The organism is Pontiella desulfatans (assembly GCF_900890425.1).
Lineage (GTDB): Bacteria > Verrucomicrobiota > Kiritimatiellia > Kiritimatiellales > Pontiellaceae > Pontiella > Pontiella desulfatans.
In genome coordinates this window covers 290,407-307,548 of record NZ_CAAHFG010000004.1, presented here as the reverse complement: position 1 = coordinate 307,548, position 17,142 = coordinate 290,407, and the positions used below count along the sequence as shown (strand labels likewise).

14 protein-coding genes, 1 tRNA gene and 1 pseudogene are annotated in these 17,142 nt (G+C 52.7%); 10 read left to right on the top strand and 6 right to left on the bottom strand.

Going from position 1 to position 17,142, the window contains the following annotated elements; translation table 11 throughout:
- The first annotated feature begins 17 nt into the window (after nt 1-17).
- Together E9954_RS26925 and E9954_RS26920 are read left to right on the top strand one after the other, a co-directional pair.
- A complete protein-coding gene (locus tag E9954_RS26925; RefSeq protein ID WP_168442628.1) occupies nt 18-1,511 on the top strand; it encodes an alpha-L-fucosidase in 1,494 nt (497 codons plus the stop codon).
- 20 nt (nt 1,512-1,531) lie between these two features.
- Nucleotides 1,532-2,290 carry an MFS transporter gene (locus E9954_RS26920; protein ID WP_136082398.1) on the top strand — a complete coding sequence of 253 codons (759 nt, stop codon included), beginning with the start codon at nt 1,532-1,534 and terminating at the stop codon, nt 2,288-2,290.
- Between the two features lie 116 nt (nt 2,291-2,406).
- Here E9954_RS26920 and E9954_RS26915 read toward each other — a convergent pair whose 3' ends face one another.
- Both E9954_RS26915 and E9954_RS26910 read right to left on the bottom strand, forming a co-directional pair.
- Nucleotides 2,407-3,480, bottom strand: a complete 1,074-nt coding sequence (locus E9954_RS26915) for an integrase core domain-containing protein (protein ID WP_136082397.1) — start codon at nt 3,478-3,480, stop codon at nt 2,407-2,409.
- A gap of 611 nt (nt 3,481-4,091) precedes the next feature.
- Nucleotides 4,092-4,904 (bottom strand): annotated as a pseudogene (locus E9954_RS26910) (FAD-dependent oxidoreductase); the annotation flags it as partial.
- Between E9954_RS26910 and E9954_RS33735 the strand changes: the two are divergent.
- Complete coding sequence (locus tag E9954_RS33735; RefSeq protein WP_136082395.1) at nt 4,869-5,129, top strand: helix-turn-helix domain-containing protein; 261 nt, start codon at nt 4,869-4,871, stop codon at nt 5,127-5,129. The pseudogene E9954_RS26910 and the gene E9954_RS33735 sit on opposite strands and share 36 nt — an antisense overlap.
- A gap of 279 nt (nt 5,130-5,408) precedes the next feature.
- On the opposite strand, the gene E9954_RS26900 is transcribed toward E9954_RS33735, so the two are convergent.
- Nucleotides 5,409-5,732, bottom strand: coding sequence for a hypothetical protein (locus tag E9954_RS26900; protein WP_136082394.1), 324 nt, complete (start codon nt 5,730-5,732; stop codon nt 5,409-5,411).
- A 256-nt stretch (nt 5,733-5,988) separates the two neighbouring features.
- Between E9954_RS26900 and E9954_RS26895 the strand changes: the two genes are divergently transcribed.
- Nucleotides 5,989-6,552, top strand: a complete 564-nt coding sequence (locus E9954_RS26895; protein ID WP_136082393.1) for a helix-turn-helix domain-containing protein — start codon at nt 5,989-5,991, stop codon at nt 6,550-6,552.
- Nucleotides 6,553-6,579: 27 nt separating this feature from the next.
- Here E9954_RS26895 and E9954_RS26890 read toward each other — a convergent pair whose 3' ends face one another.
- Nucleotides 6,580-7,878 (bottom strand): tyrosine-type recombinase/integrase, encoded by a 1,299-nt coding sequence (locus E9954_RS26890; RefSeq protein WP_136082392.1) that lies wholly within the window; start codon nt 7,876-7,878, stop codon nt 6,580-6,582.
- A gap of 113 nt (nt 7,879-7,991) precedes the next feature.
- On the opposite strand from E9954_RS26890, the gene E9954_RS26885 reads away from it, so the two are divergent.
- The 6 genes from E9954_RS26885 to E9954_RS26860 all read left to right on the top strand — a co-directional run bounded on the left by E9954_RS26885 (nt 7,992) and on the right by E9954_RS26860 (nt 14,899).
- Nucleotides 7,992-8,066 (top strand) — tRNA-Lys (locus E9954_RS26885).
- Nucleotides 8,067-8,572: 506 nt separating this feature from the next.
- Nucleotides 8,573-8,815 carry an AbrB/MazE/SpoVT family DNA-binding domain-containing protein gene (locus E9954_RS26880; RefSeq protein WP_136082391.1) on the top strand — a complete coding sequence of 81 codons (243 nt, stop codon included), beginning with the start codon at nt 8,573-8,575 and terminating at the stop codon, nt 8,813-8,815.
- A 1-nt stretch (nt 8,816) separates the two neighbouring features.
- Nucleotides 8,817-9,224 carry a type II toxin-antitoxin system VapC family toxin gene (locus E9954_RS26875; RefSeq protein ID WP_168442627.1) on the top strand — a complete coding sequence of 136 codons (408 nt, stop codon included), beginning with the start codon at nt 8,817-8,819 and terminating at the stop codon, nt 9,222-9,224.
- A gap of 239 nt (nt 9,225-9,463) precedes the next feature.
- Entirely contained in the window at nt 9,464-11,632 is a 2,169-nt protein-coding gene (locus tag E9954_RS26870; protein ID WP_136082389.1) for an McrB family protein, read from the top strand.
- A gap of 225 nt (nt 11,633-11,857) precedes the next feature.
- Entirely contained in the window at nt 11,858-12,604 is a 747-nt protein-coding gene (locus E9954_RS26865; protein WP_136082388.1) for a transposase, read from the top strand.
- Between the two features lie 39 nt (nt 12,605-12,643).
- Nucleotides 12,644-14,899, top strand: coding sequence for a DUF2357 domain-containing protein (locus E9954_RS26860; protein WP_136082387.1), 2,256 nt, complete (start codon nt 12,644-12,646; stop codon nt 14,897-14,899).
- Nucleotides 14,900-15,013: 114 nt separating this feature from the next.
- Here the strand turns inward: E9954_RS26860 and E9954_RS26855 are convergent, their stop codons facing one another.
- Entirely contained in the window at nt 15,014-15,643 is a 630-nt protein-coding gene (locus E9954_RS26855; protein WP_136082386.1) for a DUF1294 domain-containing protein, read from the bottom strand.
- Between the two features lie 134 nt (nt 15,644-15,777).
- Nucleotides 15,778-17,082 (bottom strand): PQQ-binding-like beta-propeller repeat protein, encoded by a 1,305-nt coding sequence (locus tag E9954_RS26850; protein ID WP_136082385.1) that lies wholly within the window; start codon nt 17,080-17,082, stop codon nt 15,778-15,780.
- Nucleotides 17,083-17,142: the final 60 nt, after the last annotated feature.

Here is a 17,142-nt window from a genome sequence, read left to right as displayed (position 1 = left end):
CCATGGAGAAAAAGACAATGAAAAATTCACGACGTAATTTTATGCTTTCGAGTCTGGCGGTTTCGACCGTGGCGCTCGTTGGAAAAGGCCGGGCGGCCGGGGTGAACGGATCCGGGATTCCCGGTTCCCCGGAAATGATTGAGCTGGGAAAAAAATGGAAAGCCATGAATTCGTCCGCTGCCAAACAGCGTGGTCGCGACCGCTTTAATGATAACAAATACGGGATGTTTATTCATTGGGGACTCTATTCGCAGTGCGGAGGGATCTGGAAGGGCGAAAAAATGGAAGACGGCGGAACCGGCCCGCGGGTCGCCGAATGGATTATGCGGAGAAAAGAGATTCCGCGCGCTGAATATGCAAAATTAGCGGACACCTTTAATCCCGTTCAATTTGATGCCGATGAGTGGGTGGGTATCGCCAAGGCCGCCGGCATGAAATACATGGTCATCACCTCCAAGCACCACGACGGTTTTGCGCTGTTCGATTCCAAGGTGAGCGATTATAACGCCGTGGCCGGAACGCCGTTTAAACGCGATATTATCCGGGAACTGGAACAGGCATGTAAACGGGGTGGTATTGCATTCGGCGTCTACTATTCCCATGCGCTCGACTGGCGCGATGGCGGCGATTCCGGCATGAAAGATTACTGCTACCACGACAAGCCGAAGCAGGACATGTTTGTGAACAAATTTGATCCCGCGCCGGTTAAGTTCGATGACTACATTGCCAACAAATCGCTCCCGCAGGTGCGCGAACTGGTGGCCAACTATGATCTCAAGGAAATCTGGCTGGATACGCCGATTTATATTCCGCCGAAACACAGTATTGAATTCTATAAAACGATCTATGCCGCGAATCCTGAAACCCTCGTGAGTCAGCGGATCGGGAATGGGTTTGGTGATATCGGGACTCCGGGCGACAATGTTATACCGGATGAAGCCAGCGAAAATACCTGGGAAGGCATCGCCACCACCAATAATTCGTGGGGGTATAAATCGTACGATGAGGATTGGAAATCTCCGGAAGAGACCCTTTTCTGGCTGCTCGAAAATGTCAGTAAAGGCGGAAATTTCCTGCTCAACGTCGGCCCCGACGGGACCGGAACCATTCCGCCGAAATCGGTTGAAAACCTCGTGGCGGTCGGACAATGGCTCAAGGTGAACGGCGATGCCATTTATGGCACGAAGCCCTGGACGGTAACGCATGAAGGGCCTACCAAGATTGCGATGAAGGGCACGGAACACCGCAGCAAGCATGGAAAGAAAGCCGAATATACCGCGCAGGATTTCTGGTTCACTAAGAAGGGCGATAAGCTATACGTCAGCACTATCGTTCGCCCTGAAGGCAACACGGTTTCGATTAAGGCGCTTAAAGGATACCCCATTACTGCGATCAAGGTGCTTGGCGAATCGGGCAAGGTGAACTGGACGGAAAAGGGAGGCGCCATCGAAATTCAGCTGCCCGAGTTGAAGGTAACCGGTATGGGTTACGCATTGGAAATCGGCACCTAATGTTTTACAACATGGCTTAAATGCCAAAAGAACATTACCAGACTGCGGAAGCCGACAAGGTGCCGGTGTTGCAGAAGTGGCTGTATTCGCAGGGGGCGATCCTGGCCGTTATCGGTGACCACGTGGTCATGGAGATGGCCGGCATCATTCTGAATGTCAACCTGTTCGTTCGTCCATCGCTGGTGGGATTGGCGGGAACCCTGTCGCGGCTGTGGGGTGCCTGCCTGGATCCGCTCATCGGGAACTGGTCCGACAACAGCCGTTCCCGAATGGGTCGGCGGCGGCCCTTTATCTTGATTGGCGCGGTGTTGTGCGGCCTCAGTTTTCCATTAATCTGGATGTTTCAACGGGGATGGAGTGAGTACGGTATTTTTACCTGGTTCCTATTGGGCAGCCTGCTGTTTTATACCGCACACACGCTCTTTTCGGTCCCGTTCCATACCCTGGCCCTGGAATTGTCGCCGGACTACCATGAGAAGACGCGTATCGCGGCATGGCGCGAGTTTGCGGCAAAATCATCGTTTATTCTGGTGGGCTGGTTGTTTTTTTTCACGGAGCAGTTCCGCGATCCTATCGGAGGTATGCGCTGGGTTTCGCTGGGGCTGGCGTTGCTGTTCATTGTCAGTGGCGTGCTTCCGGCGTTTTTTGTTAAGGAACGTTTTTACAAAGTAGCGCGGCTGGTCGGTACGGAAAGTCGTCCGGGGCGAATAGGTCTGAAAATAAAGGACGAAGTGAGTGAATTCGGTGGAAAAGATATCCGGATAGCGTTAGCAAAGTGATAGAAATGAACGATGGAGACCCGAATAACAGTCGAAGATTTGAAGTCAGGGCATAATGGAGCAACCGTTCATGCTGAACGGGGAGGCGTGTGCTGATGATATTTGTCGGGGCAGGATTAAGCGGCATCTCGGTAGTAGTACGAAATGACTCCGCCCAGCCGTTGCTCCCGCTTGATTTCGCCTTCAGTTGTCGGCGTGAAATCCGGACGGAGAACCTTGTTTCCGATGTCCATTCCCTGATGCGGCCTCTGCTCATGATAGTACGCCAGCCACTGCCGGTTGATGTAGTCAAGCTGGTCAAGGCTCACGCAAAAGAAATGGTTCAGATACTCCCGTTTTATCTTCCCGATGTAATTTTCCGCAAAAGAATTCGCCATGGGCGAGCGCACGGGTGTGCGGAGGCATTTCACCTTATCACTCTTCCAGAACGCCCTGAACCGTCTGCTGTATTTGGTGTCCCGGTCATGGATCAAGTGCCTGACCTGAATACCCAAATTCTGAAACCACATGGATGCATTTCTGGATTGTTGAAGAACCCATTCCTCATCGGGATTAAACGTCGCCGGACTCATGAAAACCCGACGGCTTCCGAGGTGGATAAACACCAGTACGTAGGCATCAACCCATCCGCGCCAGGTAAGGACGGGTTTGGAAAAGAAGTCGGTTGCTGCCAAGGTGTCCATATGGGAACTGACAAACAGCTTCCAGTTGCTTGGTGGACGTCCGCTACCTTTGTCTGGAATGGGGTGGTGTCCCGCCCGTTTGAGGATATCACTGATGGTCGTGGCTCCGATGCTGATGCCGAGCTTCATCAACTCTCCCTGTATTCGGTCGCATCCCCACGTAAGGTTTTCAAGAGCAAACCGCATGACCAGATTCACGGTGGCTTGTGGCGTTCTTGGGCGGCCCGGCTTCTTCGGCTCGGGACCTTTCTTGGGCCTCAACCAACCTCGATAGGTGTCCCGTTTTACCACAAGCAATACATCATCGATATCATGGTCAAGTTCGGCTCCAAGGCGGGTAAGTTCCGCACGCTCCTCTGGACGAGTGTTAATTCGGTCCGCATCGGTTCGGGACTGAAGCATTCTGATCTGATAGGCCATCAGTTGGAGGCGGGCATCATATCTTCTGCGATACCTCGCCTCAAAAAGCTTCTCAAACACCTGAAACACCCTCAAAAATTCGCTCATATATCTTGTAACCCCATCAATCAAATCCTGCTCAAAATCAACACGTTAAATGCGCTGATATGTTTCCGTGCCCCCCGGGAAGTAAAAGAGTTCGCAAATCTATCGAAACCGGGCTTATCGAGCCATCCCAAAGCGGGGTCTGGAGCCGGAAAAATCCGGAGGAAGAGATTCGAAATGATGTTTCGGCGACTGGGGATGGAGAATGGGCTGAGAGTACCAGCTTTTGTCAACCCTGATTTTTGAGTTTTGTTTTTGGCATAGAGGACGGGCTCCGCTGAAAAGCGGTTTTTCGCGAGATTGGATTTGGCGGGATTCCGGCTTTGGGTTTGGAGTGGATTTTAACGACTGGAAACAGGTGGTGACATCCCGGGCTCTTTTGATCCGCCCGCTGTAGACTGGTTTGACGAGACATCGATTTTGCACGCAGGCGCAACCGTGTCAGAGTACCTTTGAGCAGTGCCTCCCTGGAAGGGGGGCGGATCGGCCCTGTTGCATTCTTAGCCTAGCCATCGCTCTCGCGTGGCAGTTCGCAATAGCCAATTGCGTCGTTCCGGACGGTTCAACGTGAGTATTATGACGCCATCAGATGTTGTTGTCTGCTTAATCATGTTTCAGTCCAGTCGAGCATTGTCCTTGTTTAGAATCTCCCGAAGTGATTCGCCATCAATGTTCCGAGGTGTAAGTTTTTCCTTGATGCATAGGGCGGCGGCATGGCCGACTGCATGACCGTAGGAGAAGCATTGAGCGGTGACCCGGGCTGAGGCGACGGCTTCGTGTTCGGCGGAAAGGCAGCGGCCGGCAAACAAAAGGTTTTCTCCCTGTTCAGGAACGAAGCAACCGTATGGAACTTCGTAATAGTCGTTAAATAACCATTCCACTTTGGGCTTACTGCCGCTATGCAGTTCGATTGGCCATGCGGAGCGGGCGATGCCGTCATTGAATTTTGCTCCTTTAACAACATCATCATTTTTCAGCATCGAGGTTCCGACGCCCTGACGGGTCTGACGAACGCCTACCTGTACGCCGGTATCAATGATATGTGCATGCTCGAAACCTTTGAGGTGATCCCTGAAAAAGCGCTCGTATTCGCGCGCCTGCCGACGACCTTCCGTTTCGGCTTCGGTGAAGTCTTTGTTTATCAGCGGATTAAGCTCTCGCCCATCTTTGCCGATGACGCGGGTGCAATTGCAGAGAACTTCTCCCGGATGAGTTCCCGGGAACAGGAAGACTTTGCTGCGGGGAAGATAATAGGAGCCGTTGGCATGGCTTTCGGCGATCATCTGGCTGATCTGCATATTCATGATTGAATTTGGACCATAGGTGTTCCAGAAGGTATTACTGTCCACGCCCATGAGGCGGAAGATCATCGTAGGGTTTTGTACGTTGCCATGATCACCGATGAAGGAGGGGAGGCCGGCCATGGCAGGGAACGAAGGTTTTCTCAGTTGTTCAGGCATGTGAATGGCACTTCGTGGTTGAATCATCTTCGTGCGCTACGCATTGAGCATGCATGCAGGTTGTTAAAGAAATCGGACCACAGTCCAACAGCCATTGCGTATGAATGTGGCTTTAGTGACCTTTCAAATTTTTACCGGGCTTTCAAAAAGAAGACCGGCCTTGCGCCGCTCGAATATCGGGAAGGGTCGTGAGGAGAGGGGAATCCCGAAGATGGTATGCGAAAAAAACCGGAGAGCCTCGTTAGAGGAAACTCCGGTATGTGACTTGAAGCGGCGGTAGATTATGCCAGTTCGGTTACATCAACCCTGTCCCTACGAAAACCAATCCGCAGTACAAATACCTGTAAAAAATGACCGTAACCGGAGGATTGGTCTGAAAAGATCTCCGTTTGGAGCAGGTGCATCTCAGTCGAACCCATTTCTGTACCCAACTCTTTTGAGTCCATTTCAGGAGTTGGCTGTGAAATAAACTCAGTCGTTGACCCAATTATTGGATCCGCTGCCCGGTAAGCCTGTGCTTGTACCGTCAATCGATTTCATGATGTCTGCGAATATAGACTTCTCATCCGGCTTCCGTTTCTTCGGATCATCCCATCCATTGAGATTCGTAAGCTGTCGTGCTGCTGAGAGCTGCTGGCGTATCGGAATGGCCGGATCCTGAATCATACGTGAAAGCCAAAGGGTGATATCATCGCGGGTCATATCTTTCTTAAGCGCCTCTTCATCAATGTCACGCGGCTTCCATTCGCATCGAGTGAGCATCAGCCTGATGTGCGGCCAGCGTTCGGCTTCCAATGCACGTACACCGGCAGAATCGTGTGAGTATCCGGCTAGCCGCGCACAGGATATATGTGTGTAGGTTAACTTTTCAAGGCAAGCTTGAACTGGTTCCGTTAACTCCAATCTCACTGGAGCATCATTGTCGATAACTACGGGGTTGTCGACGGCCAGCCTATTGCAAGATAACCTGTTGGTGATAAAGTGATAAGAACTTAATATTATCTGGGATAAACAGTGTTTTTTAAGCTGCGGTTTGTTATAATTTACCATTATGAGACCGAGACTTAAAATTACCTCCACTATCTATTCCCGTGAAGACATTCTGGACATGATTGACGACGCCAATCACCTGAAGGATAAGAAGGCCCGCCGAAGGCTTCAGGTTATCCTGTATGCCTTCTCTGGGAAGTACTCAACCCATGAAATTTCCAAGCTGGTTGGCTGTAGTGCATCGAGTGTGACGAATTGGGTTAGGCAATGGAACGAGGGCGGCCCCCTAGAGCTGGTGCAGAATAACTACAAGCGCGACCGCAAACCCGCACTCACCCCCGAGGTTGTCGAAGACCTGCTGGGCCATCTCTCATTTGGCTTGGTCAACGGTAGTGAAAATATACAGGTGTGGCTGAGGGAAAGGCATGGTCTGGATCTGTCCATGTCCGCTGTAAGGTATTGGTACGACAAGCTAATCGATAGCGTCTTCAACAAGAAGGAGTTCGAGCTGCCTGAAGATCCTCCCGAAAATCCTTATGAAGTGGATATGGATAAGCGGCGAGCGGAGGCGGAAAGAGTAAAGCAACGGGCTGAGCGGGAATGGTTGAGGGAGTTGGCCGCTTAGTTTTGTATTGCCGTATGTGGCGGGTATCTAGACCGCTTTTGAGATCTGGATGACCTTCGCGTTCTTCGCGGGTGCAATCTTGAAGTATTCCTTGGCCTGATTTTTCCGGTTTTTCGCTAAGCCACGATAATGCTTAAACAGCATCTTGGTATCCGTGTGTCCCAACTCCTGAATCGTGTCGTCCATCGAGTTTAAGGCCAGATAGTAGGTGGCGAACGAGTGCCGGGCACCATCCTGGATGTATTTAATATCGAGTTCTTTAAAGATGGCCCGGCGCCAGCTTCGGAGCACGGTGTCGGAATAGGGGTATATCAGCATGGAGCTATCACCCCGATATGGGATGAGCCACTTCTTGAGATTGGCCGATATATGAACAATGCGGGCCGTTGAAGTCTTAGAGGTGTCAGCATTTACATGGATCTCATCCATCTGCAGGTCGATATCCTTCCATTTTAGTCGAGTGATTTCGTTGGGGCGTATACCCGCAAAGAAGGCTAGAGCCATATATGGAATAAGGGTTTTCTTGTCTGGCACGACCATTTTTCCCTCTACTTTGACTTTCCGGATAGCGAGTTTTTTCCCGTCAGCAGCCCTCACGGTTGATGCCACGAACTGTTCGCACGCCTTCATGATGGTCTCAGTATCTTTCGTTGTATAAATTTCTGGTGTGTGGCTGGCCTTCTTAACCTTCCGAGTGCGTAGAACGGGGTTGGCGGCAATTTTGCTCTGCTCCAGGCACCAGTTAAAGAAGCCACTGATATAACGCCGGTGATTATTCCGGCTGGTAGCACCGAAGTTCTGTCTGTCGAGCCATTCATCGATATCGTCGGCTGTGATGGTGTCTACCGCCATTGTCTCCATTGAACCCCGAAACTTCTTAAGATGTTTTTCACACTCGTTGTAGGAGCGCTCACGTAACTCATTAGCCTGCATCCGCTGTTTCTGGGATTCAAGGTAACGTTTAACAAGCTGTCCTGTGCCGTTCGTATGGTCTACAATCTGGTTGTGCTTTGCATAGAAGTTGGCAGCCTCGCGAAGGTTTATGCCAAAAGAGTTCAAAATCTTAAGGGCGGTAACAGCATCATTCCTCTGTTTGTCCGTGAACCCCAGAACTTTGACCCCATGATTTTTCTTCTCATTGCTCTTTTCAAAGGCGCAGTTGCGGGCTGCCTTCAGTGTTTCGAAGGAAAGGCGAATGTGTTTACCTGTGGAGCGACCGAGGTCTACCTGGTACCTTTTTCCGGATTTGGAGTTCAGTAACCTGATACGATATCCGGCATGGATTTCATATCCATCATTTTTGATATTCGGCTTCTCTTTACTCATAATAATGCTCCTTGAAAAGTCCAACCAACGTATAGGGGTGTCAGTTGAAAATCAAGATCCGTTGCATAATGGTTGCATATATAGTTGCCTAAAATATCGTAAGTATCGTGTTTAGAACAGTGTTCCAAATGTAGGTGCTCTGACTCTTAATCAGCGGGTCCAGGGTTCGAGCCCCTGCGCTTCTACCATTTTCAAAATAACCCCCGTTCCAGTCAATGCTGGCGGGGGTTTTCTTGTTTTCGGCTAGGTTGGCCGCTTCCATGGTGGCGCGCGGGAGCTCGGGCCGCCGAGCCAAGCCTTGCCCTCGGAAGTCGCCGAGGCCGTCGACCCTCCACAAATCGCTGCAAGCAGCGGGGTATTATGGCTCCGGCGATTACATATTGAGCATCCCATGCGACTGATTAATGGCCACAAAGAGGCACGAAACCCCAGAGGTTCGGGGCTTTGTGTTGGTTGACTTCGTCCCGCTTCGCGTGCGCCTCTTCGTGGCTATCCTCCCCCCATTTAGCGGCCGGATCCATAACCCTGGGTTTCGCAATAACCACAGGCCTCGGGGCGAGATTGAAAGGCATCCGTGCATCGCCTTCCATCAGTAGTAAAAAATACTAATGTAAGGCAAAAATAAAAAGTAAGCCAAATTTAAATTGACGCACCATAAATACATAGTAGGTTTAAGTGGTTCAAGGAGGCGAAAATGGATACTGGAATCGTAACGACAAAAGGGCAGGTGGTTATTCCTGCTAAACTCCGGAGGAAGCTAGGGATCAAGCCGGGTACCCGTCTGGTGTTTGATGAAAAGAACAACACGATTGTTATCCGCCCGATCACAGAAGCCTATATCGGATCGCTCCAGGGCATGCTTTCCGGAGATGACGGTGAAAACTGGTCGGAAGAGATTGTGCAGGAGCACGCAGAGGAAGTTGCGAAGGAGGGGTAGGATGAAGAATGCAGTGCTCGACAGTTTTGCAATCATCTCATTTCTTCGGAATGAAGCCGGTGCGGATATCGTCCGGGACTATTTTGCGAAATCACTCGAAGATAAAAAACGGCTCTTCATCTGTTCTGTGAATTGGGCTGAGGTGGGATACAAGGTGATCCGTAAACGGAACCTTGCCGCATGGAAGCAGGTTCAGACGTCGCTAAAGGATTTCCCCATTGAAATTGTTGAAACCGATCCGGTGCTTACCGAGCAGGCGGCCGAATTCAAGGCGGCATACAGAATGTCATTGGCCGATGCCTACGCCGCGTCACTAACCCAAATAAAAAAAGCCGAGCTGGTTACCGGCGATCCGGAGTTCCAGCCGTTGGAAGTCTCGTTGAAGGCGATCGTTTGGCTGAAGCAATAGGTTACTGAAAAAAAATACAGGGGCCTCGAAGCTCGGTTCAAGCCGGGGAAAGGCCGATCAGGCGGGATTCAAATTCAGAGTATAGGAGCGTGGGTATAGCGGTGTTGAACCCGCAGAAGTATTCGTTGATGTCAGGGTCATTGATTTCAATTGCAGGAAAGAGCGGGAAGCAGTTCTGGAAGTAAAATTCTGGATCGGGGAAGGGCTTTTAGAAAACAACGGGGAAAATTGGTGGCAAAATGATTATGAAAGAGATGCGTCAAAAGCTGTTTGATGAACTGTTGGCTACTCCTGAAGACCGGGTGTCGGAGTGGTTTGAGAATTACAATCACTTTACTAAAGACATTCAGGAAATTAGGGAAAGGCTCCAGCTTAAGGCGGGCAAGTTGTCAGACTATCGCTTGTATGCCGGATTGGAATCTTTGTCTGACCAGTCATTCGAGGGCTTCGTTTGGAAGCTAGTTGGAGAACTTCTAAATGGAATAGCCTCTCGGGGGCAGTCTGTTATCAGCCGAGAGCATTTAGCTCAATTTAGGGAAGCTCCACAGTTTGAAAAGTTTCTCAGGGAAATCATAGTTAACCCACTGAATAATGAGCTGTTTTTCAGATTCAATGAATGGTGGGTAAATCAGCCAAGTGTGAAGCATAACCGGGTTCTGATTAATCGAATTTTTGCCGCATGTGCCCCCGCAGAGCTGTCTACGGTGGTGGACGAAGGAAAGTTTAATAGGCTTTTTGCATGGCTCCAGAGTGAACAGATAATAGCGAAGTATGAGCCGCCGCACTCGGGGGATTCTTGGCTGTCACGCAACATCTTTTTAATGAAAGAGCTGTATAATATTGACCGGGGAGGTCTCCCCGAAGGATGGCTTAGTCTTTTCCCATGGTTGCTTTTTGAATACATGGAACATCAGCAGAATAAAATGAGCATACAACAGGGAAAGGCATTATCTACCTCCATTAAATCAATGCCGTTTTCTATGGATGCATTTTCTACTGCACTCGATGGTGCGGGGCTAGCGGTAAATGCCTCGTTGCCGACGATGGTTTGTTCGGCTCTTCACGCAAAACCGTTTCTTATTCTCACCGGCCTGTCGGGTTCAGGGAAAACGCAGTTGGCGCAGGCACTTTCAAAATGGATTACTGGAAGGAGAGGTGTGCGTAACCCTTTTCTTAAAGGAATGGAGGTGAATGCCGCCAGATCAATATATACAGTTTTAGATGTTGATCGTTTAGGGGTTAAGGTCGGGCAGAGCGGCAGTAGTTCCAATACATTTTTACCCTTTGATTTGGTTGAGAAGTGGGTTGAGTCCATTAAGGAAAATGGCTTTGACCTTGCAACACCATCACAAGAGATTCAGCGGAAGGTTATAGAGACAGGCTTGGAATATAGCCCAACCCTTAATTCGTTTCATGCTCCGCTAAAAGCGCTGGCATGTCACTGGATTGAAAACGCAACACTGGAAAAAATAGAATCTAAATATGAACTGATCTCTGTCGGCGCGGACTGGACGAGCAATGAAAATCTGCTGGGCTATCCGGATGCGCTGAATCCCGGGCATTATCGCAAGCCGGACAACGGGGCGCTGGATTTGATTCTGCGGGCGCAGGCCGATCCGGAGCATCCTTATTTCCTGATTCTGGATGAGATGAACCTGTCGCACGTCGAACGGTATTTCGCGGACTTTCTGTCGGCGATGGAGTCGGGCGAGGCGATTAGTCTGCATGATGATACCGGCGAGGATTGGAACGGGGTTCCGGCGAAGCTGAAGATTCCGAAAAACCTGTTTGTGATCGGTACGGTTAACGTCGATGAAACGACCTACATGTTCAGCCCGAAGGTGCTGGATCGCGCCAATGTGATTGAGTTTCGGGTTTCGGACGACGAAATGAAGTCGTTCCTTGAAAATCCGGTGAAGCCCAATCTGAAAGAACTAGAGGGGCAGGGTGCGCAATATGCCAAAGCATTTGTGGCGGCGGCGAAGCAGAAGGATGTTCCTTTAGATGACGCTACCCGTGAGGCGGTGTCGAAGGTGCTGATGGAGTTTTTCCCGCAGCTGAAAGAAGCCGGCGCGGAATTCGGTTACCGCACGGCGCATGAAATCTGCCGCTTAGTCTATTTCCACAAAGAGCTTTCTTCCAAGGATTGGAAAATGGAATCCGCCATGGATGCGGCGATCATGCAGAAGCTGCTGCCCAAGTTGCACGGCTCTAAAAAGAAGCTCGGTCCGGTCTTGGCGGCCCTGATCCGGCTTTGCTTGAAGGAGGACGCCCGTCCGGAAAACGATCCGATCAAGGATGAAGTGCTGGTGGCAGAAAACGCCCTCTATCCGGGCTCGCTGGAAAAACTGGCCCGCATGCGCAGGCGGCTGGCCGAGCACGGTTTCACCAGCTTTGCGGAGGCGTAGGGGCGGAGGTCGGAAGACAGAGGACTGAGGAACGGCGTGGGCTACGATCCTGAAATTCATCACCGGCGATCAATCCGGCTGAAGGGGCATGATTATGCCGGCGGCGGGGTGTATTTCGTGACGCTATGCGCGCATCGGGAGTTTGTCGAGTGGGCCAATAGGCTTCCTTTTGGGGCGACCGGGGCGGCAATAATGCCGCCCGTGCGGGAAATTATGGAAGAGGAAATGCAAAAGACGGCACGTCTTTTGCCGTGGATGGAGTGGGGCGAGCGAGCGATTATGCCGGATCATTTTCATGCCATCATACGTATCGAGGGTGGTTATGGCCGTTTGGGGGATGTGATCACTGGGTTTAAGGCGGGGGTATCCCGCACATTGCGGGCTAGGGGCGATATTCTTGTCGCCCGGAATGGAGAGCGTGCGCCGGAAAAAATGCGCATCTGGCATCGCAACTATTATGAGATGATCGTGCGCACGCCGGAGGCGGAGCAGGCGATTGCCGGGTATATCCGTATGAATCCGTGGTGTTGTGTCACAGATTTTGGAAACGGCTTGCGCGGGCTGGGGAATCCGGTGCTGTGGAATGCGAAGAAGCTGGGGGTTTTGTGCAGCCGGAGTGCGCTGCGCCCGGAAAGCATCCCCGGGGCAAGTACCTATTTCAGTGGATTCCATTCTCCGCTTGAGCAGGAGATGTTTGAAAAGCTTCTGGCGTGCAAAAAACGGGTTATCTGGTGCCCGGCGTGGGGTTTGGAGCGGGCGGCACAGCGGCCGGCGGTGCGGGAGGCGCTGGAAGAGAATCGGCTGCTGATTCTGGAAATGCGCAACCAGGATGGCGATTTGGCGGCGGCAGAGCAACGGAACCGGTTTGTGATGGAGTCTGCGGATGAACTTTGGCTACCGCATGTGACGCCGGGCGGAATGCTGGATCGTTTGATCCACGAGTTGAGTGTGTGGGAGAAAATCAAAGCGTGAATCTATGCCGAACAGCAAAAATGAAGGGTGCGTTGACGGATGGTGAATAAAGCGGCAGTTGTTTTTCCAGGCACCCCCGTTGGGCTGAGGATCGTTTCGGCGCGAACGGGCGAACCGGTTGTATCGCTAACCGAAAACGGGCGATACGAATATGAGTTGGATTCGGCCTCCTATTCAGTGAAAGAAATCGCCGGAGTTTTGTCTCACAGCCGCATTGCGCACGATAGCGAGCGCGGTCTGATTGAGCCGGGCAATTATGTCGGCTTGCTGAAGCTGGAGCTGGAAGAACAGGCAACCGGCGAAACCGTTTCCGGAATGCACATCGATGTCCGCTCGACGAAGCTGGGCTATGAAGATGAATATCGCTCGATGCTGGAGAACATTGCGGATCGTTGCGCCGATTTTCTGCTGCAGCTGGAATCGCCGGTGGACCAGCCGCTGATTCCCGATGGCCTGACGGAGGCCACGCTGGCGCAACGGCTCTATTTCCTGAAGAGCCTGCTGGGCGGCGAAGATTTCCAGCAGGCGGTTCAGCGGATCGTTTCCCAGCCGAATACGCAGTGGCGCGAGGAGTTCCGGACCATCGATGTGCGGCAAAGCCGTCGGCTCGGTCGTTACGAGGTGAGGCAGTTTGCTGCGGACGGGCGGCGCATGGAAGTACCCGCAGGGCATCCGTTGCGCGATACGCTGAAAACGATTCCCGAGCGGATTGAAATCCGCGATAAGCGCGATACGGTGGATACGCCGGAAAACCGATTCGTGAAACACGCACTGAACCTGTTTCTCCAGACCTTGGAAGAATTGCTCGCGAGGCTTTCCGCGGCGGGCGACGAGAAATATCCGGGGCTCCGTTCTGAAATCAACGGGCTGATGGATGATCTGGAGGAAACGCTTTCCCACGATGTGTTCAAGCAGGTTTCGCAACCCGAGCTGCTGCCGCTTAACAGTCCGGTGCTTCAGCGCAAGGAGGGATACCGCCAGGTACTGCGGGCCTGGATGTTGTTCGAGCTGGCGGCTCGGCTGAGCTGGGACGGCGGCGACGATGTGTATGAAGGCGGCAAGCGCGATGTGGCGGCGCTTTATGAATATTGGGTGTTTTTCAAGCTGTTGGATCTGGTGTCTGGTTTGTTTGAGCTCAAAAACCCAACGGTTGAAGATTTGATTAACGACAAGGATCTGGTGCTGAAGCTGAAGGCAGGAAAGCAGCTGCCCATCGAAGGGATTTACCGAGGCGCAGGCCGCCCGCTTTCGGTCGAGTTCAGCTATAACCGGACGTTCAACAGTGCGAGTCAATATCCGGCTCAGGGTTCGTGGAGTCGTCAGATGCGCCCGGATTATACGCTGTCGCTCTGGCCGGAGGGCTTTTCCCAGGCACAGGCCGAAGAGCAGGAACTGATCACGCATGTTCATTTCGATGCGAAATACAAGGTGGACCGTCTCGTTAAACTCTTCGGTGCCGTGGACGAAAACCTCGACGAGGAAAAGGCCGCCCAACGCACCGGAAACTATAAACGCGCCGACTTGCTAAAAATGCATGCCTATCGCGATGCGATCCGCCGGTCGGCGGGCGCCTATGTGCTTTATCCTGGAAATGAAAAGGAACAGATGCCGTTTCGCGGTTTCCATGAGCTACTGCCCGGCCTCGGCGCGTTTCCGCTGCGGCCCAACGATTCGGACGATGGATCGGCGGCACTGGAGCGGTTTCTGAACGAGGTGGTGGCTCACGTCTGCAACCGGGCGACCCAGCGGGAACAGCATACCTATCATACCTATCGCATCTACAAGGATGAGCCGCCGGATGCCGTGCGCGAAGCGTTGCCCGAGCAACATGATGGATCGTCGGAAAGGCAGGCATCTCCTTCCGAAGCGTCGGTGCTGGTCGCGTCTTTCCGCGATCAGGATCATCTCGACTGGATTTTCCGCAACAGCCTGTATAACTGCCGTGCAGATAAAGGATCCGGCTCTCTGTTGCTGGAGCAGGACGTTGTTGGAGCCTCCTATCTGCTCCTGCATACGAAAGGCGATGAACGGTCGGGCCGGATGTTCCGCATCGTCAGCAAAGGGCCGAAAGTGTATTCGAAAGAAACGTTGGTGGGCTGGGGATATCCGTCGGAACCCAGCCGCCCATATTACCTGATTTATGAGATTTCAGAAATTGGAGTCAAAAATCCGCTGAACGCTTATGAGTGGGCGCTATCAGACATTCCCGGTTGGAAAACCGGCTATGCCTCGAAGGTTCCGTTTGCGGTAAAACTCGCGGATCTGATGGGGGCCGCGGTGAGTCCCATGAAATAATGTTTGGGCGGTTTTTTCGGTAATTATACGAACTTAACCCGACTGGACTTCAGTGCCACAAAGAGGCCCAAAATGCACGAAGACCCAGAAGGTAGGGGTTGTGCTTATTTCATATTATTTGAAGGCCTCATGCAGCCATTCCATCGTGAGTTTGGAGCCGCGGGGGGTGAGCAACCAAGCCGTGACGACGATATTTAAAACAACGGTGAATTTGTAGGTCCACTGGAATCCCGGTTTACGGGATTTGTGGCGGAGCATCTGTTGGGCGAGGAGTGCCCCGGGCCAGCCACCGGCGAGCGCCAGGGTATGCAGCGTCGCTTCCGAAATGCGCCATTGTCCGTTTTGGGCGGCGGATTTGTCGGCCGCATACGCCATGAAGGTAATGGCACTGGCGATGGCGTACCAACCGATGATGTATTTCGGGATGATCGGGATGGCCAAGGTCAAAACGCCGAGCGCGGCAAAAAAAAGGGCCATTGCAACTACGGCCGCGCTTTGCTGCATCAGGCGTTTTGGATCGACGTGCCCTTTGCCGACACAGGTCACGTCGGCCGCGCAGGCACGCCCCTGCTTGTCGGTTGAAAGGGTGTAGGATATTTGCTGGTTTACCTGCGGACGCCGATGCCGTTTTTGGAAGGCTTTGATGTGGACGAAGATCCGGTCGCCTCCCGATACGGGGGTGATGAAGCCGAAGCCCTTTTCATCGTTCCATGCCGTGATTTTTCCCTGAAGTTTTAGTTGCATGGGTGGTTTGTACTATTTGGCCCTCACGAAATGGAAGTCCGGGATTATACCGCCGGTGCCGGCCACATGAACGCGGTTGAGATGGAAAACATGCGCGATGCGTCGGGTTAAATTATAAGCACTTTTGCGGCGCGTTATTTCCCGATGCAGTAGAGGGCTTTGTCGGTGCGCAAGATGAGCTGGTTTTTTGAGACGGCGATGCAGGCGTTGACGCGGGAGGGGTCGTCCTTGAAGGTGTTCACGGCCAGCTGCTTGAACTTGGGCTTGGCTTCGATGACGTAGGTGCCGTTGTCCTGCGAGGAGGCATAGAGTTTGCCGTCGGCGGCCAGCGGCGAGGCGTAGACCAGGCCGGGGGAGGGGCTGAGCGATTCCTCGAACACGGTTTCGCCGCTCTTGGCATCGAGGCAGACGACTTTCCCTTTTTCGTGGAAGATATAGAGGTGTCCGTCCAGATAAACCGGCGAGGTGACATTCGATCCCTCGCCCACCGTCCAGACCAGGTGGCTGTCGGTGACGTTCCCCTTGCCGCCGGCGCGTACGGCAACGGCCGTGTTTTTGCGGGCCCCAATGGAGTAGACGACCCCGTCGTGCGAAACCACGCTGGGGCAGAGATAGCTGTCCGGCGGGCCGTCGCACTGCCAAAGCTCCTGGCCCGTCGCCGGGTCGAAGCCCTTGATTTTCGAGGTTTTTGCTTTCCCGCCATCGGGAATGCTCATGACCAGTTCCTTTTTGCCGCCAACATCCACCAGCATGGGGGAGCTCCAGCACTTGGGAACCCCATCGATCTTCCAGGCCTGTTTGCCGGTTTTCACATCGAGCGCCACGACCGACTCGCTTTCCGTGCTGGCATTCACAATCAGCCGCCTTTCGTGCAGAAGCAGCGAGGTTGCGCAACCCCACCCGTGGGTTTTGGAGCCGACGTTGGTTTTCCAAAGCTGCTTGCCGTTGAGATCGAAGGCATAGACCCCCGAGATGCCGAAAAAGACATAGACCTGCTTGCCATCGGTGACGGGCGTGCTCGAGGCATAGCCATGGCGGGTATTGTTTGCGCCGGAATATTTGGATTCCGGCTGTTCCGCCTTGAACTCCTTTTGCCAGAGGATTTTCCCGGAGGAGCGGTCGGCGCAAACCAAGTGCCGCTTGAGGTCTTCCATTTCGCCGGGCTCGTCGATCGATTCACCGTAGCCGGAATAGCAGGTGACGAAGATTTTGTTGCCGACGACAATGGGGCTGGAGGTGCCCGGCCCTGGAAGGTCGCGCTTCCACACGATGTTTTCCTTCGAACCCCACGTTGCGGGCAGGCCCGAGGCCGCTTCCGCAATGCCCAGACCGCCCGGGCCCCGGAACTGCGTCCAGTCGTTCCCTTCTGCCATCAACGTCGTCAACATGCCCGCCAGTGCCACGGCGCCCATCGTCCATAAACCCGGTTTTTTATCCATAGTTCAATCTCCTTGGGCAAAGGACGTTTCCCGTTCCGGATTTTTGACACCGGGACATTT